Genomic DNA, 21,067 nt, shown 5'->3' on the forward strand with positions numbered 1-21,067 from the left:
GTGTATCAGACAGACTGCAGGCGGGCGGGGTCGATATGGAACAGGCTGGCGAAGTTTTCCGTCGTTACACGAGCCAGTTCGTCAATACTGACACCCTTCAGTACGGCCATGTACTCAGCGACATCTCGGGTCATCGCCGGCTGGTTCTCTTTACCCCGATGCGGCACGGGTGCCAGGTACGGGGAGTCGGTCTCCACCAGAATACGATCCAGCGGTACGTAACGCGCCGCATCACGCAGCTGCTCAGCATTACGGAACGTCACGATCCCCGAAAACGAGATATAAAAGCCCAAATCAAGCAGTTTACCCGCCGTTTCTCTGTCTTCTGTGAAACAGTGTAGTACGCCACCGCAATCCGTCACCTTTTCTTCCCGCAGGATCTCAAGCGTGTCGGCACGCGCGTCGCGGGTGTGAACGATAACGGGCTTGTTCAGCTCGCGGCCAATCCGGATATGGTTACGGAAAGATTCCTGCTGGCGGAGCTTAGTTTCCGGCGTGTAGAAATAGTCGAGACCGGTCTCGCCCATCGCCACTACGCCCTCTTCTGCGGCAAGACGGCGTAAATCTTCAACGTCATACGCGTCGTCCTGATTGAGCGGATGGACGCCGCAGGAGAAGACGACGTTTTCGCGCTCGCCAACCAGCTCACGCATTGAGCGGTAGCCCGGCAGCGTGGTCGCCACGGCCAGGCAAAATTTCACATCGCGCGCGGCGGCTTTCGCCAGCACATCGTCCACGTCTTTATGCAGGGATTGGTAATCGAGGCCATCAAGATGGCAGTGTGAGTCGACTAAAAACATAATGTCTCTCTCAGAGATGGGAAACCGGCGGTATGACGCCGGGTTGCAGGTAATGTTCGATACGCAGCAACTGGTCGGTCAGTAAAAGCTCGCGATTAAGACCGGTTACCGTCAAAAGTTGTTCACGACTCTGGCAGATATCGTGGAGGATAGCGCGCAGCGACTGTCCTGACAGACGATTCGCCAGCGTGTTAACCAGCGGCCAGACGTCGGGATTCGTCAAAAGCGTAGCCCCCTGCTGAATTTTAAGGGCATCGAGCAGCAGCGCGGCCAGCCAGTGCAGGCGCTCCGGGGCCGGATCGCCGTTCAGGGCGGGCAGCACGCTCAGCCAGTCATGGCTGTCCAGGGCAGATTCAATCGCACGACAAAGGGTTTCGCGCTGGGACCAGACTTCCGGCTGCAGTAGCGCCAGCGCAGCCGCAGGCGCGCCGCTGCACAGGCGCAACGCTGACAGCGCGGCGTCCTGTGACACCGTCACTTCACGTCCAAGCCAGGCGAGTGCCCACGATTCCTGGGGAACAGCCAGATGATGAAGACGACAGCGGCTGCGCAGCGTCGCCAGCAGGCGGCCCGGCTCGCGGCAGGAGAGGAAGAACCACGTTTTCTCAGGCGGCTCTTCCAGCGTTTTTAAAAGCGCATTGGCAGCGGCCTCCGTGAGCAGCTCGGCGTCCTTCAGCCACACCACCTTTGCCCCGCCCAGACGCGCGTGTTCATACAGCTTCTCGCCGACCTCACGCACCGCGTCTATCCCGAGCGTACTTTTGCCTTTTTCGGGTTCGAGGATGTAGTAATCCGGATGCGTGCCGGCCTGCATCAGCTGGCAGCCGCGGCACTTACCGCAGCTTTTATGCCCATCAGGCTGGTGGCACATCAGAAAGCGCGTAATGGCGTAAATCAACGCATCATCGCCCATTCCCGGCAGCGCCTGTATCAGTAACGCATGATGCCCCCGACCAACCTGATAGCTGCCGATCAGCTGTTCAAAGTGCGGGCGCAGCCATGGATACCATTTCATGCCCGCTGCTCCTGCACCCAGCGAGTGACCGTTTCCTGAATAGCACGGGTAACGTCGTCGAGGGATTGTGTCGCATCGATGGTGCGAATAGCGCTGTCCTGTCCGGCCAGCTCAAGGTAACGCGCGCGGGTGCGGTTAAAGAAGTCGTAAGACTCCTGCTCAATGCGATCCAGCTCGCCGCGCGCCCTGGCGCGCTTCAGGCCCACCTCAGGCGTGACGTCCAGATAGAGCGTCAGGTCCGGACGAAAATCGCCGAGCACCGCGTCGCGAAGCGTAGCCAGCATGGTACGATCGATACCGCGCCCCCCTCCCTGATACGCCTGGGTTGAGAGATCGTGACGATCGCCGATCACCCATTTTCCCTCTGCCAGCGCGGGTTTAATCACCGTCTCGACCAGCTGAACGCGCGCCGCATAAAACATCAGCACTTCCGCTTTGTCAGTGATAACCTCGTCGCCAACGGATTTGATATCCAGCACCAGGCTGCGCAGTTTTTCCGCCAGCTGCGTACCGCCCGGCTCGCGGGTGAAGACCATCTCGGCGACGCCAAGCGATTTAAGCGTATCAACCACCACGTTACGGGCGGTGGTTTTCCCCGCCCCTTCGAGTCCCTCAATGACAATGTATTTACTGCGCATTTTTTTCCTTAAGTGCCTTCAGATAGTCCTGAACAGAGCGATTGTGGCTGGCCAGGTTGGTATTGAACGTATGCCCCCCTTTTCCATCAGCCACAAAATAGAGATACGGTGTTTTTGCCGGGTGCGCCGCGGCGCGCAGTGAGGCTTCGCCCGGCGTCGCGATTGGTCCCGGCGGCAGGCCGCTAATGACGTAGGTATTATACGCCGTTGGCGTCTCCAGATCTTTTCTGGAAATCTTGCCGTTGTAGTTTTCGCCCATGCCGTAGATGACGGTAGGATCGGTTTGCAAACGCATACCGATGCGCAGGCGGTTTATAAACACCGAGGCGACCTGGTCGCGCTCGGCGGCAACGGCGGTCTCTTTCTCGATGATGGAGGCCATCGTCACGAACTGGTTTTGATCTTTATACGGCAGGCCCTCAGCGCGTCCTTCCCAGGCCGACTCTACCGCCGCAACCATTTTATTGTGCGCGCGCTTCAGAATCGCCACGTCCGTCGTGCCTGCCGTGTACATCCAGGTGTCGGGCCAGAACCAGCCTTCAACCCATTCAGGGTGCTCGAATTTTAGCGCGTCCGCCACGGTTTCATAGCGATCGTCTTTCAGCGTGTGCCTGATATAGGGCGCGTAACGCAGTTGTCTGAGGTAATCGCTCAGGCGCATCCCCTCGACAAAACGCAGCGGGAACTGGGCCTCTTTGCCGCTTTCCAGCAGTTGCAGCATTTCGCGCACGGTCATGCCCGGAGTGAAGCGATAGGTGCCCGCCTTAAAGTTCGAAAGTTCAGGCTCAACGCGCAGCAGCCACTGGAATACACGCGGACGATTGATAATTTTATCGCCATACAGCTGCTGGCCAAGCGCCTGACGCCCGGTCCCCGCTTTCAGGGTAAAAATCGTCTCATCTTTAATCAGGATCTTACTATCCGCCAGCTGGCGGACTTTCCACACTCCCGCTCCGCCAGCGATACCGAACGCAACGATGAGAAGGAGAACAACGCGTAACATTTTCTTCATGACTACCTGGTTTGCTCACATAACGGGGCCAGAAACTGGAACAGCTCGCGGGATGACCATGAAAGCGGGCCATAAGCGCGAACGGGGACAACGGGCATCAGCGCATTGCAGATAACGACTTCATCGGCGGACTGCAGCGCGTCTTCCTTTACGTTTACTTCGACAACGCTAAAACCGGCACGTGCCAGCTGCTGCAAACAAAACTGACGCATAATGCCGTTGACCCCGGCCTGTTCCAGTGAAGGCGTGAATACCTCACCGCCCTTCCGCCAGAGTAAATTAGCCGCACAGCATTCCGTAATGTACCCTTCGCTGTCAAGAACCAGCGCCTCGCCGGCATCCGTCTGTTCAAGATGAGTACGAATAAGCACCTGTTCAAGGCGGTTAAGGTGTTTTATTCCGGCAAGCATCGGGTTCCGCCCCAGCCGAACCGGGCTAAGCGTCAGGGTAACGCCCTCTTCGCGCCAGCGTTCATAATGGGAAGGGTAATCTGAAACGGAAAGGATCCGCGTTGGATGCTGACAGGCAGCGCCGCTATACCCCCGCCCACCGCTGCCGCGGCTGATAATCACTTTTACTACACCGCGTCTTTTACCTGACGCCAGCCGACGCATTTCACCTTCAAGGGTGTCCCACTGCGTGAAGGGGATCAGCAATGTCTCGCAGGCTTTTTGTAAGCGGCGGATATGGGCATCACGCAGGCACACTTCCCCGTCGAGAATACGCGCCGTGGTAAAACAGCCATCGCCAAACTGGATCGCCCTGTCGCCTGCCGGCAGCGTTTCTTGCTCAAGGCCATTGATTAAAAACATGGTGGCTCCTCATGCGTGGAGGCTCAGTCTGGCAGGATGTTAATAGCCGGACAAGGAGATTTCACCTAATAAAAAAGGCCCGGCAAGCGGACCTTTTTTATCGTCAGTGACTAAACAGGCTCAGACCTTTTTGAAGATCAGAGAACCGTTTGTCCCGCCGAAGCCGAAGGAGTTACACAGGGTGTACTCCATACCGCTAACCTGGCGCGCCTCGTGAGGAACGAAGTCCAGATCGCAACCTTCATCCGGGTTATCCAGGTTGATGGTTGGTGGTACAGCCTGATCGCGCAGCGCCAGGATAGAGTAGATTGACTCTACTGCACCCGCCGCACCCAACAGGTGACCGGTCATGGATTTCGTGGAGCTCACCATTACGCGGCTGGCAGATTCGCCGAAGATAGACTTAACAGCCTGAGCTTCTGCTTTATCGCCCGCAGGGGTAGACGTACCGTGGGCGTTAACGTAGCCAATCTGTGCCGGGGTAATGCCCGCGTCACGGATCGCGTTAGCCATTGCCAGCGCTGCACCCGCACCATTTTCTGGTGGCGACGTCATGTGGTAAGCATCGCTGCTCATACCAAAGCCAACAACTTCAGCATAAATTTTCGCGCCACGTTTTTTCGCATGTTCGTACTCTTCAAGTACGATCATGCCTGCACCGTCGCCCAGCACGAAACCATCGCGGTCTTTATCCCACGGACGGCTTGCCGCCTGAGGATTATCGTTACGGGTAGAGAGCGCACGCGCTGCGCCGAAGCCACCGACGCCCAGTGGGGTACTGGCTTTTTCAGCACCGCCCGCAACCATAGCATCTGCATCGCCGTACGCGATAATACGCGCGGCCTGGCCGATGTTATGCACGCCAGAGGTACAGGCTGTTGCGATTGAGATGCTTGGGCCACGCAGGCCGAACATAATGGTCAGGTGACCTGCCACCATGTTTACAATCGTAGACGGAACGAAGAATGGGCTGATTTTACGCGGGCCGCCATTCATCAGGGATGAGTGGTTTTCCTCAATCAGGCCAAGACCGCCAATCCCGGAGCCAATAGCAGCACCAATACGGGACGCGTTCTCTTCCGTAATCTCAAGGCCAGAATCCTGCATGGCCTGAACGCCAGCGACAATTCCATATTGAATGAAGGCATCCATCTTGCGCTGTTCTTTGCGCGAGATGATCTCTTCACAGTTAAAATCCTTTACTAAGCCAGCAAATTTCGTTGCATAGGCGCTAGTATCGAAATGGTCGATTAGGCTGATGCCGCTCTGACCGGCAAGGAGAGCTTTCCAGGTGGACTCTACGGTATTGCCGACAGGAGACAACATGCCAAGTCCGGTCACAACTACACGACGCTTAGACACGTTTGTCCTCCAGGGAGGGATAAAAAAAGAGATTCGTGGGACTACAAAAGATAAAACTCAGGCGGTCGAATGACCGCCTGGAGATGTTCACTTACGCCTGGTGACCGTTGATGTAATCAATGGCAGCCTGAACGGTGGTGATTTTCTCAGCTTCTTCGTCCGGAATCTCAGTATCAAACTCTTCTTCCAGAGCCATTACCAGCTCAACGGTGTCAAGAGAATCTGCGCCCAGGTCTTCAACAAAGGAAGCGGAGTTCACAACTTCTTCCTGCTTAACGCCCAGCTGTTCGCCGATAATTTTCTTAACGCGTTCTTCGATAGTGCTCATACTCTTAAATTTCCTATCAAAACTCGCTTTCGCGATGGTTTTCGTAGTGTATAAAATGTTGAAAAATTTGCAACTAAATCCCGGCAGGTCTTACCACGATTTTACGTTATTTTGAGGCCATTTGCCCAAATAACGCAAATATTTTCGATCGTGATTAAACCATGTACATCCCGCCGTTGACGTGGAGGGTTTCACCAGTGATGTAACCCGCTTCGTCAGAGGCTAAAAATGCAACCGCGCTGGCGATTTCTTTAGGGTCGCCAAGACGACCCGCCGGAACTGCCGCCAGCGTACCCGCACGCTGCTCATCCGTCAGCGCACGCGTCATGTCCGTTTCAATAAAGCCCGGAGCAACAACGTTTACAGTAATACCGCGGGACGCGACTTCACGCGCCAGCGACTTACTGAAACCGATCAGACCTGCTTTCGCCGCAGCGTAGTTAGCCTGACCAGCATTTCCCATGGTACCAACCACAGAACCTACAGTGATAATACGACCATGACGCTTTTTCATCATAGCGCGCATTACCGCTTTTGACAGACGGAATACAGATGACAGGTTGGTTTCGATAATATCGTTCCACTCATCATCTTTCATTCGCATCAGCAGGTTGTCGCGCGTAATCCCGGCATTATTGACCAGAATATCCACTTCGCCAAACTCTGCGCGAATATTTTCCAGAACAGATTCGATAGATGCTGGTTCAGTCACATTCAGCACCAGACCTTTACCGTTCGCACCCAAATACTCGCTGATGGCCTGCGCGCCGTTCTCGCTGGTCGCAGTCCCGATCACCGTCGCGCCGCGCGCAACCAGTGTTTCAGCAATAGCGCGCCCAATACCGCGGCTCGCGCCGGTCACCAGGGCAATTTTTCCTTCAAAACTCATGGTAGTCCTCTTTTATTGCGAGAGTGCCGCTTTCATTGCTTCCGGCTCATTAATCGCCGAGGCAGTCAGGGTGTCAACAATACGCTTGGTGAGACCGGTAAGCACCTTACCAGGCCCCACTTCATACAGATGTTCAACGCCCTGAGACGCCATATATTCAACGGTTTTGGTCCACTGAACCGGGCTGTAGAGCTGGCGAACCAGCGCGTTACGGATAGCCTCCGGCGCGGTTTCGCACTTCACGTCGACGTTATTCACAACGGAAATCGTCGGCGCGTTAAAGGTCATTTTTTCCAGCTCAACCGCCAGCTTATCGGCGGCTGGCTTCATCAGCGCGCAGTGTGACGGTACGCTCACCGGCAGCGGCAGCGCGCGTTTAGCGCCCGCGGCTTTACAGGCAGCGCCCGCACGCTCAACCGCTTCTTTATGGCCGGCGATAACCACCTGGCCCGGCGAGTTGAAGTTTACCGGAGAAACCACCTGACCTTCAGCAGATTCTTCACACGCTTTTGCAATAGAAGCATCATCAAGACCGATGATGGCAGACATGCCGCCCGTGCCTTCTGGCACCGCTTCCTGCATGAATTTTCCACGCAATTCAACCAGGCGCACCGCGTCAGCGAAGGCAATCACGCCTGCACAAACCAGCGCAGAGTATTCGCCCAGGCTGTGACCCGCCATCAGTGCAGGCGCTTTACCGCCCTGCTGCTGCCATACGCGCCACAGCGCGACGGATGCAGCCAGCAGCGCAGGCTGCGTCTGCCAGGTTTTGTTTAACTCTTCAGCGGGGCCCTGTTGGGTCAGCGCCCACAGATCATAACCCAGCGCATCAGAAGCTTCACGGAAAGTCTCTTCAATAACCGGATAGTTTGCTGCCATTTCAGACAACATCCCAACGGTTTGCGAGCCCTGTCCCGGGAACACAAAAGCAAATTGCGTCATTTTTTAATCCTTATCCTAGAAACGAACCAGCGCGGAACCCCAGGTGAACCCGCCACCAAAGGCTTCAAGCAAGACCAGTTGGCCCCGTTTAATTCGTCCATCGCGTACCGCTTCGTCAAATGCGCACGGTACCGATGCCGCAGAGGTATTGCCGTGGCGATCCAGCGTCACCACAACGTTATCCATTGACATGCCCAGCTTCTTCGCCGTCGCGCTGATGATACGCAGGTTAGCCTGATGCGGCACCAGCCAGTCGAGGGCGGAGCGATCGAGATTGTTCGCTTCCAGCGTTTCTTCAACGATATGGGCCAGTTCAGTCACGGCAACCTTGAACACCTCGTTACCCGCCATCGTCAGGTAAATTGAGCTGTCCGGGTTAACGCGATCGGCGTTAGGCAGCGTTAACAGCTCGCCGTAGCGACCGTCAGCATGAAGATGCGTGGAGATGATGCCCGGCTCGTCGGACTGCCCCAGCAGCACCGCGCCCGCACCGTCGCCAAAAATAATGATCGTCCCGCGATCGGCTGGATCGCAGGTACGCGCCAGCACGTCAGCACCGATTACCAGCGCATATTTGACGGCACCAGATTTTACGTACTGATCGGCGATGCTCAGCGCATAGGTGAAACCCGCACACGCTGCTGCCACATCAAATGCCGGGCAGCCTTTAATGCCGAGCATGTTCTGTACCTGACACGCTGCGCTTGGGAAGGCATGCGTGGCGGAGGTTGTCGCCACCACGATAAGCCCGATCTGATCTTTATCAATCCCGGCCATTTCAAGCGCACGCTGTGCAGCTTCGAAGCCCATGGTGGAGACAGTTTCGTCTGGCGCGGCGATACGGCGTTCACGGATACCTGTGCGCGTGACAATCCACTCGTCAGACGTATCTACCATTTTTTCAAGATCGGCGTTGGTACGCACTTGTGTTGGCAGGTAGCTGCCGGTACCTAAAATCTTCGTATACATGTACGCTCAGTCACTTTTAGCTAATACAGATCCCAGGCGAGCGGCAATTCTCTGAGGAACTTGTCGCTGCACCGCCTGCACTGCCTGTTCAATCGCGACGGTAAATGCTCGCTGATTGGCGGCGCCATGACTCTTAATCACGATGCCGCGCAATCCTAACAGACAGGCGCCATTATACTGGTCGGGGTTGAGGTGACTGAATCGCCGCGTCAGGCTTTTTTGTAACCAACGCTTTAATAAAATCAGCCACCAGGACCTTTTTTTACCTTCTCCCTGCGATTTCAGCAGAGAAAGGAACATTCTTACGACCCCTTCCATGGTCTTCAACGTTACGTTTCCGGTGAAGCCATCACACACTAATACATCCGTTTTGCCCGTCAGCAGCTCATTGGCTTCGAGATAACCAATATAGTTGATGGACGGAACCTGTTTGAGTATTTCCGCAGCGTCGCGGATACTGTCCAGGCCTTTGGTTTCTTCTTCACCAATGTTCAACAACGCAACGCGGGGATGCGTAATCCCGACCACGTCTTCTGCCAGCACCGACCCCATGACGGCAAACTGAGCCAGCATTGTACTATCACAATCCACGTTAGCGCCCAGATCGAGCACCACCGTTTTGCCCTTCTGCTGATGCGGTAACACCGTCACCAGCGCCGGACGCTCAATGCCCTCAATCGGCTTGAGCAATAATTTCGACAGGCCCATCAGCGCGCCGGTATTTCCCGCGCTGACGCAAGCCTGCGCTCGCCCTTCTTTCACCAGCTCCAGCGCAATTCGCATAGAGCTGCCGCGGCTATTGCGAATAGCCTGCGATGGCCGGGCATCACTGGCAATAACTGACTGCGCAGGGATAATCTGCAGACGCGAACGTTGTTCAAAGTCAGCTTTTGCGAGTAATGGCGTGATTGTGTCGGGATTACCGACTAAAAGAAGTGTGAGTTGCGAATTAGAATTCAGTGCCTGCAAAGCTGCAGGCACTGTCACGGTAGGGCCAAAATCTCCCCCCATGACATCTAACGCCAGGGTTAGACGTGTCAAGGTATCGTCGCAGCCTGGTTCGGTAAACTCCCCGTTTGCACGGGGAAGTTCCTCACTAAGCCTAATCACGCTGACGCGTGATTACTTAGTGATAACCTTGCGGCCGCGGTAGAAACCGTCAGCGGTGATGTGGTGACGCAGGTGTTTCTCACCAGAAGTCTTGTCTACAGACAGGCTGGTAACTGCAGTCAGTGCGTCATGGGAACGACGCATGCCACGTTTGGAACGGGTTGGTTTATTCTGTTGTACGGCCATGGACCTTACTCCTCAATTACTTACGCTTTAAGCTGGCTAATACGGCAAATGGGTTTGGTTTTTGCGCTTCATCAGGCAGTTCCCCAAAGACCATGTCCGCCTCGGACACTTCACAGTGTTCAGAATCATGCACCGGAACCACTGGCAAGGTGAGGATGATTTCATCTTCAACCAGAGCCAGAAGATCGATTTCACCGAATTCGTTAACCTCAATCGGCTCATACGCTTCCGGGAGTGCTTCAGCCTGTTCGTCAGAACGAACCGGACTAAAACAATACGTTGTGTGAACATGCTGTACAAACGGTTTCCCGCAACGCTGGCACTCGAGCGTTACCGTTACCTTCGCATCACCGGTTAAAACGGCGAGACGCTGGTTGTCGATAGCGAACGACATGGAGCATTCTACATCACTGTCCACACTGACTACGGATTCGGCAATACGCTCCGCCTGATCGGAAGAATAGATTCCTTCGTAATCGAGGCGTTTTTGAGCCGTACGAACCGGATCAAGAGTCAGGGGTAATTTTACCTTTTGCATAGGGCGCGCATATTAACTTTGTAACGTCATAGAGTCAAAGAAAAAGGCAACCAGAGCTGCCTTTTGCCAATTATTCGCACACATTGCGGCCTGTAGTTTAAAATGGCTGGCATCGATACGCTATATCTGGTGATAAAAATATGCCAAATCTCGTACTTGCTTCCACTTCACCCTATCGCCGAATGCTGCTGGAAAAGCTCGGGATCCCGTTTGAATGTGCGGCACCGGACGTTGATGAGACCCCACAACCCGGCGAGTCGCCGCGACATCTGGTAACCCGTCTTGCGCAGGAGAAAGCGCAGTCGCTTGCCGAACGTTACCCTGCACATCTGATTATAGGCTCCGATCAGGTTTGTGTGCTTGACGGTGAAATCACCGGTAAACCGCATACCGAAGAGAACGCCTGCAAGCAGTTGATGCGCGCACGCGGCAGTATTGTGACCTTTTATACGGGCCTGGCGCTCTATAACTCGGCCTCCGGCCACCTGCAAACCGAATGCGAGCCGTTCGACGTCCATTTTCGCCATCTCAGCGAGCAGGAGATTATGGATTACGTGCGCCGGGAGCGCCCGCTGAACTGCGCGGGGAGCTTTAAAAGTGAAGGTTTGGGGATTGCGCTATTCGATAAGCTGGACGGTCGAGACCCGAATACGCTGGTGGGGTTACCGCTGATTGCGCTATGCCAGATGTTAAGGCGAGAAGCGTGTAATCCGCTGACGGCGTAACCGTTGCGGCCTGATGCCCTCTCCCCAGGGAGAAGGTGCAAACATTAAAAACGGCAACGTCGTTGCCGTTTTACGTTTACCTTAGCCGCGCAGAACCTTCAGGCAGCGCTTCAGCTGCTCATCCAGCGGCGCTTCAATACGGATGATTTCACCGGTATTGGGATGGGTAAACTTCAGCGCAGCCGCATGCAGGAACAGACGAGACAGCCCCGTGCCCGCCAGCTGCTTGTCAAACTCGCGGTCACCGTAACGATCGTCAAAGGCAATAGGATGGCCTGCAAACTGGGTATGTACGCGGATCTGGTGGGTTCGCCCCGTCACCGGGCTACAGCGAACCAGCGTGGCAAATTCGTAGCGCTCTTCAACTTTGAAGCGCGTCTCGGACGGTTTCCCCTCCTGGTTCACGCGAACTATGCGCTCGCCGCTTTGCAGAATATTTTTCAGCAGCGGTGCCTGGACCACTTTCACATGGGACTGCCACTGGCCGCGCACCAGCGCCAGGTAATCCTTCTGCATCCCTTTTTCACGCAGCTGTTCATGCAGCGAACGCAGCGCGGAACGTTTTTTTGCCACCAGCAGTACGCCAGAGGTATCACGGTCAAGGCGGTGAACCAGCTCAAGGAAACGCGCTTCCGGGCGCAGGGCCCGCAGCCCTTCAATTACGCCAAAGCTCAGTCCACTTCCCCCGTGCACCGCGGTTCCTGAAGGTTTGTTCAGCACCAGGATGTGGTCGTCCTCATAAAGGATAACGTCACTCAGGGCCGCGACTTTTTGCAGCTTCGGCGAAACCGCCTCTTCTTCGCGCTCCGCAACGCGGACCGGTGGAATGCGCACTTCATCACCCGCTTCGAGCTTATATTCGGGCTTCACGCGCTTTTTGTTCACCCGCACCTCGCCCTTGCGCAGGATGCGGTAAATCATACTTTTTGGCACGCCTTTCAGCTGGGTGCGCAAAAAGTTATCGATACGTTGCCCCGCTTCGTCTTCGGCAATGGCAACCATTTTTACGGCTGGAGTCTCTGTTTTCATGGTTGGCGATTCTAAATATCGTCTGACATTAGCGCCACTCATTTTTCTATGCTTATATTTACTTTTATCCGGAATGCTCCCCTTTCGCGCAATCGATTTGGTGGTTATTAAACCAATCGCCTCGTTGAAGTGAAGAAACTGTGAGTAACCGGGTGATAATTGGTAAAAGTCATCTTGCTATAACCCGGCGAGCAGTGGAATAATGAATCCGTTTTCCGCGTTAAATCCGGGTTTTGTAAGGATGTCGACGGAATGACCAATTTTGTCTGACCGATCATCCACGCAGCAATGGCGTAAGACGTATTGATCTTTCAGGCAGTTAGCGGGCTGCGGGTTGCAGTACTTCCCGGTATAAGGATTGTTCTCTGGAGAGTTTTCCCAGGCAATTCCCCTGATAATTGCGCTGTGTTTCCGTATGAAACACGGGCAACCGACACTCTGCGCCTCTTAAGCGAGCGACAACCGTGAGGTTGGCGACGTGAATAGACACGAGGCCATCGGTTCATACCCCGGAAAGCGTCACCTTGCCCGCAGCTTTGTCGTCAATGTAAGAATAACGAGTAAGTTACGATGAAAAGAATGTTAATCAACGCAACTCAGCAAGAAGAGTTGCGTGTCGCCCTTGTGGATGGGCAGCGCCTGTACGATCTGGATATCGAAAGTCCTGGACACGAACAGAAAAAAGCGAACATTTACAAAGGTAAAATCACCCGCATTGAACCAAGCCTTGAGGCTGCATTTGTCGATTACGGTGCTGAGCGTCATGGTTTCCTTCCTCTTAAAGAAATCGCCCGCGAATATTTTCCTGCAAACTACAGCTCCCATGGCCGTCCGAACATTAAAGATGTTCTGCGTGAAGGTCAGGAAGTTATCGTTCAGATCGATAAAGAAGAGCGCGGCAACAAAGGTGCCGCACTGACCACCTTTATCAGTCTGGCAGGAAGCTATCTGGTACTGATGCCAAACAACCCGCGTGCGGGTGGTATCTCACGCCGTATCGAAGGTGATGACCGTACCGAGCTGAAAGAAGCGCTGGCAAGCCTTGAGCTGCCGGACGGCATGGGGCTTATCGTGCGCACCGCAGGCGTCGGCAAATCTGCCGAAGCATTGCAGTGGGACCTGAGCTTCCGCCTGAAGCACTGGGAAGCCATTAAGAAAGCGGCGGAAAGCCGCCCTGCTCCGTTCCTTATCCACCAGGAAAGCAACGTCATCGTGCGTGCCTTCCGCGATTACCTGCGTCAGGACATCGGGGAAATCCTGATTGATAACCCGAAAGTGCTTGAGCTGGCTCGCCAGCACATCGCCGCGCTGGGCCGTCCGGATTTCACCAGCAAAATCAAACTGTACACCGGTGAAATCCCGCTGTTCAGCCACTATCAAATTGAATCCCAGATCGAGTCGGCCTTCCAGCGTGAAGTGCGTCTGCCATCCGGCGGCTCTATCGTTATCGATACAACCGAAGCGCTGACCGCCATCGACATCAACTCCGCGCGTGCAACCCGCGGCGGCGATATCGAAGAGACCGCCTTCAACACCAACCTTGAAGCCGCTGATGAAATTGCCCGCCAGCTTCGCCTGCGCGACCTGGGCGGTCTGATCGTCATCGACTTCATCGACATGACCCCGGTTCGCCACCAGCGTGCGGTTGAAAACCGCCTGCGTGAAGCCGTTCGCCAGGATCGTGCGCGTATTCAGATCAGCCATATTTCCCGCTTTGGCCTGCTGGAGATGTCCCGCCAGCGCCTCAGCCCGTCACTCGGCGAATCCAGCCATCACGTCTGCCCACGCTGTTCCGGTACGGGTACCGTGCGTGACAACGAATCTCTCTCCCTCTCCATTCTGCGTCTGATTGAAGAAGAAGCGCTGAAGGAGAACACCAAAGAGGTTCACGCCATCGTTCCGGTGCCAATTGCTTCTTACCTGCTGAACGAAAAACGTGCGGCGGTAAGCGCAATCGAAGCGCGCCAGGGCGGCGTTCGCTGCATCATCGTGCCAAACGACGAGATGCAGACTCCGCACTATCACGTGCTGCGTGTCCGTAAAGGTGAAGAGACAAGCACCCTCAGCTACCTGCTGCCTAAGCTGCATGAAGAAGAGATGGCACTGCCATCCGATGAGGAGCCTGCCGAGCGTAAACTGCCCGAGCAGCCGGCTTTAGCGACCTTCATCATGCCTGAAGCCCCGCCGGAAGCGACGCTGGAAAAACCGGCAGCCAAACCGGCTGAGCAAAAAGCTGCCCCTGCCGCGCCAAAAGCGCAGCCTGAGCAGCCTGGTCTCCTGAGCCGCCTCTTCGGTGCGCTGAAGAAGATGTTCGCTGGCGAAGAAGCGCAACCTGAGCAGCCGAAAGAGGCACCGAAAGAAGCGAAGCCAGAGCGTCAGCAGGAACGCCGCAAGCGTCAGAACAATCGTCGCGACCGCAACGACCGCAATGAGCGCAATGAGCGTGGCGATCGTAATGAACGCCGTGACAATCGTTCCGACAACAACGAAGGCCGCGAGCAGCGCGAGGACAACCGTCGCAACCGTCGCGAGAAGCAACAGCAGAATGTTGAAGATCGTGAAATTCGCCAGCAGGCGGGCGACGAGTCCGAGAAGAGCAAACCGCGTGACGAGCAGCAGCCGCGCCGCGAGCGTAACCGTCGCCGTAACGACGAGAAGCGCCAGGCGCAGCAGGAAGTTAAAAGCCTGAACCGCGAAGCGCCTGTTGAACAGCAGGAAGCCGAGCAGGAAGAGCGCACGCAGGTTATGCCGCGTCGCAAGCAGCGCCAGCTCGCACAGAAGGTGCGCGTGGGCGAAGTTCAGGCTGAAGAAATCGCCGTTGTCGCGGTTGAAGCAGCGGACAGCGCAACCGGTACGCAGGTGGCGAAAGTCGATCTGCCTGCGGTGGTAGAAAATCAGGTTGAGCAGGACGAAAGCGGTGAAAACCGCGACAACGCGGGTATGCCGCGTCGCTCACGCCGTTCTCCGCGTCATCTGCGCGTTAGCGGCCAGCGTCGTCGTCGCTATCGTGACGAGCGTTACCCTACCCAGTCACCGATGCCGCTGACCGTGGCGTGTGCGTCGCCTGAAATGGCCTCCGGTAAGGTCTGGATCCGCTATCCGGTTGCTCGTCCGGAGCAGGCTGTTGAAGAACAGGCTGTGACCGAAGAGGTAATTGCACCGGTAGTAGCGGCAGAAGAAGTCGTGACTGAAGCGGCAACCGTGGTTGAACCTCAGGCTGTAGAAACGACAGAGCCTCAGGCTGTGGAAGTTGAAACTACCCATCCTGAAGTTATTGCTGCGCCGGTTGATGCCGCACCGCAGATTATTGCCGAAGAAGATGCCGTAGTGGCTGAAGAGGTAGCGGAGCACGCTGAGCCTGCACCAGCAGTGGAAGAAACCGCAGACGCTGCTGTCGAAACGGTTACCGAAGAGGTGGTTCAGGACGTCGAGATTCAGGTTGAGCCTGTTGTCGAAGAAGCGAAAGCGCCTGAAGTGAAGCCAGCTCCGGTTGAAGCTGTCGCCGCACCAGCGCCTGCGCACGTTGCAACGGCACCGATGACCCGCGCGCCGGCACCAGAGTATGTGCCTGAAGCGCCGCGCCATAGCGACTGGGTACGCCCGGAATTCAACTTCGAAGGTAAAGGTGCTGCCGGTGGCCATAGCGCAACGCATAAGGCTACTGCACCAGCTACCCGTCCGCAGTCCGTGGAATAACGCACGCTAAGTCAGAAAGCCGACCTCCGGGTCGGCTTTTTTTATGGCTGCTGCACGGGCTTTCTCATCCCCGTCAACTCCGGCATTATCTGGCGCATCATCTCAAGAAAGCGCCGCAGGCGCGCCGGATAATAACGAGACCACGGATAAACCAGATGTACCGGTAACGCCGCCGGTTGCCACTCCGGCAACAAATGCACCAGGCGCCCTTCCCGAATATCATCCTGAACCGTCCAGCTGGATACAACCGCCACGCCAAGCCCGGTTAGCGCCGTGTTGCGTGCCACGTACAGGCTGTCGGTGCTCAGGCGTGGCGTAATGGCTACCCGCGCCGGTACCGGGGAGGCATCATGGAAAAGCTCCACATGGCGCTGGTAAAAGGAGCTGATGGCAATCCAGGGAAGCTGCTGCAAATCTTCCGGCGTATTAACCGCCGGAAAGCGGGCCAGTAACTCCGGTGAAGCCACCACCGAGCGCGGCACTTCGGCCAGCAACACGGATACGGTTGCCGGATCGACCTCAGCGCCCACCCGGATAGCGCAGTCGAGATTGTCCCCGAGAAAATCAGCTGACCGATCGTTGAGCAGCCACTCAATGGAAAGTAGCGGATAGCGCTGCAAAAATTCGGTTAATGGTTTCAGAAGCTGATCCTGACCAAACGCGTGCGGTGCCCGCACCCGCAGCACCCCCACCGGTTCATCCTCCGACTGCCCCACCTCATCTTCCAGCGCCAGCCAGCTGTCAATGACCCGGCGCGCGTGCTGATAGCAGCGTTCGCCGTCATCGGTCAGCCGCATCGTGTGGGTGGTTCGCAGCATCAGGCGCACCCCAAGCATTGTCTCAAGCGACTGTAGTCGCCGGCTTACCGTGGCCTGGGTTGTCGCCAGCTGGCGCGCCGCGGCGGAAAGCGATCCTGCCTCAACGATACGTACAAACGTCCGCATCAGTTCCACCCTGTCTATACGCTCAGCTCTTTTCATATTCCAACGCACCATACGTCCAACGTATAAGCGTTTTACCACCGTGCCCGCTAGCGCCGCAAGGCGTAGTGAGAAAAAATAGCCCCACACGATGAATGAGGAACGTCATATGAACACAACAACTGCCGCCCGGGCCGTAAGCCGCTGGGTAATCTTAATGCTGGCGCTCGGGGCTGGCTTCAGCGTGGCATCCATCTATTATGCCCAGCCTCTGCTGCCGCTGATGGGCGCAGACCTGCACCTGAGCATCGAAGGAATGGGCATGGTGCCGACGCTTACGCAGGCGGGTTACGCCTTAGGGATCCTGTTCCTGTTACCGCTCGGCGATCGCCATGACCGCAGGACGTTAATTCTGATAAAAAGCGCGGCCCTGGCGCTGTTCCTGCTGGCCTGTAGCCTGACAGGACAGCTGCACTCCCTGCTGCTCGCCAGCCTGCTGATCGGCATGGCCGCCACCATGGCGCAGGACATCGTCCCCGCCGCGGCGATCCTGGCACCCGAAGGGAAGCAGGGAAAAACCGTCGGCACGGTGATGACCGGCCTGCTGTTGGGCATTCTGCTCTCCCGGACCGTAAGCGGCGTGGTGGGTGAAGCCTTTGGCTGGCGGGTGATGTACCAGCTGGCTGCCGCAAGCATTGCGTTTGTCGGTGTGGTGATGTGGGCCGTGCTTCCCCGCTTTGCCGTTCACTCCACGCTGAGCTATCCGGCCCTTCTGCGCTCTATGGAGCACCTCTGGCGTCGCTACCCGGCGCTGCGTCGGGCCGCACTGGCACAGGGTTTTCTGTCGATTGCCTTTAGCGCGTTCTGGTCGACGCTGGCGGTGATGCTGCTGGAACGTTATCACCTCGGCAGCGCCGTGGCGGGTGGGTTTGGTATTGCCGGAGCCGCCGGGGCGCTGGCCGCACCGCTGGCAGGAGGCCTGGCCGATAAGCTGGGTGCCGGTAAAGTAACCCAGCTGGGTGCCGCGCTGGTGACCGTCTCGTTTGCCCTGATGTTCCTGATGCCGGCGCTGGGCGTACATGGCCAGCTGATCCTAATAGCCCTTTCCGCTGTCGGTTTCGATCTCGGCTTGCAGTCCAGCCTCGTGGCGCACCAGAATCTGGTTTATAGCCTTGAGCCGCAGGCGCGTGGACGCCTTAACGCCCTGCTGTTTACCGTCGTCTTTATCGGGATGGCGCTGGGTTCGGCATTAGGCAGCAATATCTATACCCTGGCAGGCTGGTCTGGCGTGGTGGCGCTGGCAACCCTGTGCGGCGCGATTGCGCTGGTCATCAGGCTGGTAGAAAGCGCCCGGGTGACGTCTGCGCAGGCTGAAGGTGTATAAAAAAAAATGCCCAACCCCTGCGGGTTGGGCAGTCAAAACATACCCAGTTTCATGGCATGTTCCAAAAGGCGAGAGTCTTATCTGTTAAGCTGGAACAAAGACATACCCTGCATATCGCTAAAGGCCTTGTACGAGGCCTGCAGCGCCGCCTGCTGCATGGTGTAGGAGGAAATCGCAGCGTTCCAGTCCACGTCAACCAGGTCGCTCATCTGCTGAGTCTGCCCCAGCGCGCGCTCGTCACCCAGCGCATCCAGCTTGTCCAGCTCGTTCAGTTTGGTACCCAGGTCAGCGCGCACCGTCAGTATGTTGTCCAGCGAGTTGCTGAGGCCGCGGTTAGCTTTATCAATACTCTGCGTCAGGGCCTCGGCTTTTGCAGCATCACCCTCGATTGGGTCTTTCAGCGCGGCAATCGCCGTATCGAGAATTTTGAACAGGTTCGTTTCCTGCGTGCTGCCTGCGGGTTCCGGTTTGGCATTACTGGTAAAGCTGTCAAAGACTTCAGTGCCGGTATGGCCGATCTGCATCGTGCGAGCGGAATCAACCTGCTGAGAAATCCCGATATCGCCGCCGCTGTAATCGCCGTTAGCCTGATCGAACGGCGCTTTATCCGTTTTGTATCCGGCAAAAATATAGCGGCCGTTACCGTCAGTGCTGTTTGCCAGGTTCATCAGCTGATCGCGAATACCCTGCAAGTCGTTCGCCAGCGAGGCCCGGTCGCTATCGCTTAATGAACCGTTGCCGGCGTACACGATTTTCTCCTGCGCCGACTGAATCGCGCTATTCACCTGGCCGAGAACGCTCTCTTCGAGGGACACTTTCTGCGTGGCAAAGGTGCGCGCAAGGGCAAACTGGCTGTTCTGGGACTGCGCCTGAGAAAGTACCACCGCCTGGGATGCCGCAATCGGATCGTCAGACGGACGGTTTACGCGCTTACCGGTGGACATCTGCTCGCCAAAGCCTAACCAGCGGCTCTGGGAATCGGTGATGCCACGCATGTTCTGTTCGTACATCATTTGGGTGCTAATACGCATTTTTCACCTCGTCTTTAGCGAATATTGATTAACGCGTCAAAAAGCGTATTGGCCGTTTGCAGAACCTGAGCATTCGCCAGGTAATACTGCTGGTAGCGCTGCAGGTTGCCGTACTCTTCGTCGAGGTTAACCCCGGAGATAGACTGCTGCTGGTTGCTTAACTGCGTCACCACGTTGGCTTTCGTCTGGCTGCTGGTTTTCAGCGATGCCGTAGTGCTGCCTACGGTACTGACCAGCGCGGCATAGGCGTCGTTGAAGGTTTTGTTGCCGCCAACGACTTTGCTGTTTTGCAGATCCACCAGCGCCTTGCCGTTACGGTTATCGCTCTCGCCGCCGTCAGCGGCTTCCGCCATCGCCAGCTGGGATTCATCAGAGATAGCCACGCTCATGTTGACGATGCTGTTAACGACCGGCTTGACGATAAAGCTGTCTTTAGGGGCGGCGGTGCCGGAGACGTTCACCGTCAGGCCGTCAAAGGTCATCTTACCGCTGGCATCCGGCGTGGCCTTGAAGGAGGTTTTGTCAGCCAGACGCGTAACCGTCCAGTCGGTACCGTTAAACTCGAGCCTGTAATCGGTCGCCTGCACGTCCGAGCTTTTCGCCACGGTCGCCGTCACGCTCGCGCCGGGCAACGAGTTTTTGCTGTTGCTCACCACGGCAGGCGAGCCAATGTTAAACAGCGCTTTACCCTGATCGCCGTTGGCATCAAAGCCCTTTTCATGCTGGGTATTCATCGCATCGGCAAAGGCCAGCGCCAGCTGGTTGAGAGTATTACGCGCTTTATCCAGATCTTCCGAACGGAAGGTTAACAGGCCGCCCAGCGATCCGGTGTTCAGCGCTTTTTCAGGAATTTCAATTGCGCCCGCGACTTCATCAACATACGCCACCGCGATGCGGGTTGGGTCTGCGCTGGAGCTTACCGCTGCCAGCTGATTCGCCTTGCTGCCCTGAACCAGGCTATAGCCGTTGCCGAACGAAACGTTATAGGTACCGCTGTCCTGGACAGAGACCTCAACGCCGACAATCTTGTTCAGTTCGCTGACCAGCTGATCGCGCTGATCGAGCAGGTTGTTTGGCGATGCGCCAGCCCCCACGCCCGTCAGACGGGAAATCTGATCGTTGAGGTTGGCGATCTGCTGCGCGTAGTTGTTGATCTGATCGACGCTGGTCGCAATCGCGGTATTCACCTGCGAATCCTGATCGCGGAGGTACTGATCGTTAACCTTGAACTGGTTTACCAGCCCGTCCGCCTTGCCCAGCACCGTCTGACGGGCAGCCGGATCTTCGGCGTTGCTCACCAGGGTTTGCAGGCTTTTGAAGAAATCCTGCAGCGTGCTGGAAACGGAGTTGGTGGTATCCGAGAGCACGTCGTCAATCTTTGACATCTGCTGGTAGCGCGTGGTCAGCCCGCTGCTCTGGTTCTGCGCCGCGCGCAGCTGGTTGGTGATAAAGGCGTCATATTCACGCTGAACACCGGAGACATACACTCCGTTACCCACCCAGCCACCGCCGGTCAGGGTGCTGTTTGATGCCCCCAGGATGGTAGTCTGGCGGGTATAACCTGCCACGTTATAGCTTGAAATATTATTACTGACGGTATTGAGTGCCGACTGGGCAGCACTGAGGCCACTCATGGCGCTGTTAATCAAACTGGACATGGGGGTTCCTTTTATACGTTCAG

Annotated in this window: 20 protein-coding genes; 3 read left to right on the forward strand and 17 right to left on the reverse strand. The window is 56.3% G+C overall.

What is annotated here, in order from left to right; translation table 11 throughout:
- Positions 1-5 precede the first annotated feature (5 nt).
- From MOQ06_RS19635 to yceD, 13 genes are all read right to left on the reverse strand, one after another.
- Positions 6-800, reverse strand: a complete 795-nt coding sequence (locus MOQ06_RS19635) for a metal-dependent hydrolase (protein ID WP_193356291.1) — start codon at positions 798-800, stop codon at positions 6-8.
- A 10-nt stretch (positions 801-810) separates the two neighbouring features.
- A complete protein-coding gene (holB, locus tag MOQ06_RS19640) occupies positions 811-1,815 on the reverse strand; it encodes a DNA polymerase III subunit delta' (RefSeq protein WP_242174519.1) in 1,005 nt (334 codons plus the stop codon).
- The gene (tmk, locus tag MOQ06_RS19645) at positions 1,812-2,453 is read right to left on the reverse strand and encodes a dTMP kinase (RefSeq protein WP_176610625.1); all 642 of its coding nucleotides are present in this window, start codon (positions 2,451-2,453) and stop codon (positions 1,812-1,814) included. Before tmk ends, holB begins: the two co-directional genes overlap by 4 nt.
- Positions 2,443-3,465 (reverse strand): cell division protein YceG, encoded by a 1,023-nt coding sequence (gene yceG / locus MOQ06_RS19650; protein ID WP_242174520.1) that lies wholly within the window; start codon positions 3,463-3,465, stop codon positions 2,443-2,445. The genes tmk and yceG overlap by 11 nt, the downstream gene beginning before the upstream one ends.
- 2 nt (positions 3,466-3,467) lie before the next feature.
- A complete protein-coding gene (gene pabC, locus MOQ06_RS19655) occupies positions 3,468-4,277 on the reverse strand; it encodes an aminodeoxychorismate lyase (protein ID WP_242174522.1) in 810 nt (269 codons plus the stop codon).
- A 120-nt stretch (positions 4,278-4,397) separates the two neighbouring features.
- Complete coding sequence (gene fabF, locus MOQ06_RS19660) at positions 4,398-5,639, reverse strand: beta-ketoacyl-ACP synthase II (RefSeq protein WP_148421735.1); 1,242 nt, start codon at positions 5,637-5,639, stop codon at positions 4,398-4,400.
- A gap of 91 nt (positions 5,640-5,730) precedes the next feature.
- Positions 5,731-5,967, reverse strand: a complete 237-nt coding sequence (gene acpP, locus MOQ06_RS19665) for an acyl carrier protein (protein WP_003857954.1) — start codon at positions 5,965-5,967, stop codon at positions 5,731-5,733.
- A 154-nt stretch (positions 5,968-6,121) separates the two neighbouring features.
- Entirely contained in the window at positions 6,122-6,856 is a 735-nt protein-coding gene (gene fabG / locus MOQ06_RS19670) for a 3-oxoacyl-ACP reductase FabG (RefSeq protein WP_148421736.1), read from the reverse strand.
- Positions 6,857-6,868: 12 nt separating this feature from the next.
- Positions 6,869-7,798, reverse strand: coding sequence for an ACP S-malonyltransferase (gene fabD / locus MOQ06_RS19675; protein ID WP_148421737.1), 930 nt, complete (start codon positions 7,796-7,798; stop codon positions 6,869-6,871).
- Between the two features lie 15 nt (positions 7,799-7,813).
- Complete coding sequence (locus tag MOQ06_RS19680; protein ID WP_148421738.1) at positions 7,814-8,767, reverse strand: beta-ketoacyl-ACP synthase III; 954 nt, start codon at positions 8,765-8,767, stop codon at positions 7,814-7,816.
- Positions 8,768-8,773: 6 nt separating this feature from the next.
- Positions 8,774-9,808, reverse strand: a complete 1,035-nt coding sequence (gene plsX, locus MOQ06_RS19685) for a phosphate acyltransferase PlsX (protein WP_209007149.1) — start codon at positions 9,806-9,808, stop codon at positions 8,774-8,776.
- Between the two features lie 81 nt (positions 9,809-9,889).
- A complete protein-coding gene (rpmF, locus tag MOQ06_RS19690) occupies positions 9,890-10,063 on the reverse strand; it encodes a 50S ribosomal protein L32 (RefSeq protein WP_003857964.1) in 174 nt (57 codons plus the stop codon).
- A 16-nt stretch (positions 10,064-10,079) separates the two neighbouring features.
- Positions 10,080-10,601 (reverse strand): 23S rRNA accumulation protein YceD, encoded by a 522-nt coding sequence (gene yceD, locus MOQ06_RS19695; protein ID WP_006174678.1) that lies wholly within the window; start codon positions 10,599-10,601, stop codon positions 10,080-10,082.
- A 140-nt stretch (positions 10,602-10,741) separates the two neighbouring features.
- Between yceD and MOQ06_RS19700 the strand changes: the two genes are divergently transcribed.
- Entirely contained in the window at positions 10,742-11,326 is a 585-nt protein-coding gene (locus tag MOQ06_RS19700; protein WP_193356297.1) for a nucleoside triphosphate pyrophosphatase, read from the forward strand.
- Between the two features lie 81 nt (positions 11,327-11,407).
- Here MOQ06_RS19700 and rluC read toward each other — a convergent pair whose 3' ends face one another.
- A complete protein-coding gene (rluC, locus tag MOQ06_RS19705; protein ID WP_176678637.1) occupies positions 11,408-12,355 on the reverse strand; it encodes a 23S rRNA pseudouridine(955/2504/2580) synthase RluC in 948 nt (315 codons plus the stop codon).
- A 570-nt stretch (positions 12,356-12,925) separates the two neighbouring features.
- Between rluC and rne the strand changes: the two genes are divergently transcribed.
- Positions 12,926-16,051, forward strand: a complete 3,126-nt coding sequence (gene rne / locus MOQ06_RS19710) for a ribonuclease E (RefSeq protein WP_242174524.1) — start codon at positions 12,926-12,928, stop codon at positions 16,049-16,051.
- Positions 16,052-16,092: 41 nt separating this feature from the next.
- Here rne and MOQ06_RS19715 read toward each other — a convergent pair whose 3' ends face one another.
- Positions 16,093-17,046 (reverse strand): LysR family transcriptional regulator, encoded by a 954-nt coding sequence (locus MOQ06_RS19715; RefSeq protein ID WP_242174525.1) that lies wholly within the window; start codon positions 17,044-17,046, stop codon positions 16,093-16,095.
- Positions 17,047-17,140: 94 nt separating this feature from the next.
- Here MOQ06_RS19715 and MOQ06_RS19720 point away from each other — a divergent pair, with 94 nt between their 5' ends.
- Positions 17,141-18,355 (forward strand): MFS transporter, encoded by a 1,215-nt coding sequence (locus tag MOQ06_RS19720; RefSeq protein ID WP_148421744.1) that lies wholly within the window; start codon positions 17,141-17,143, stop codon positions 18,353-18,355.
- A gap of 77 nt (positions 18,356-18,432) precedes the next feature.
- Here MOQ06_RS19720 and flgL read toward each other — a convergent pair whose 3' ends face one another.
- Positions 18,433-19,386, reverse strand: coding sequence for a flagellar hook-associated protein FlgL (flgL, locus tag MOQ06_RS19725; RefSeq protein ID WP_242174527.1), 954 nt, complete (start codon positions 19,384-19,386; stop codon positions 18,433-18,435).
- A 14-nt stretch (positions 19,387-19,400) separates the two neighbouring features.
- Positions 19,401-21,044: a flagellar hook-associated protein FlgK gene (gene flgK, locus MOQ06_RS19730; RefSeq protein WP_193356300.1), complete on the reverse strand. Its 1,644-nt coding sequence runs from the start codon at positions 21,042-21,044 to the stop codon at positions 19,401-19,403.
- Positions 21,045-21,067: the final 23 nt, after the last annotated feature.

It is taken from the genome of Enterobacter sp. I4 (assembly GCF_022669095.1).
In the GTDB taxonomy this organism is placed as follows: Bacteria; Pseudomonadota; Gammaproteobacteria; order Enterobacterales; family Enterobacteriaceae; genus Enterobacter; species Enterobacter pasteurii.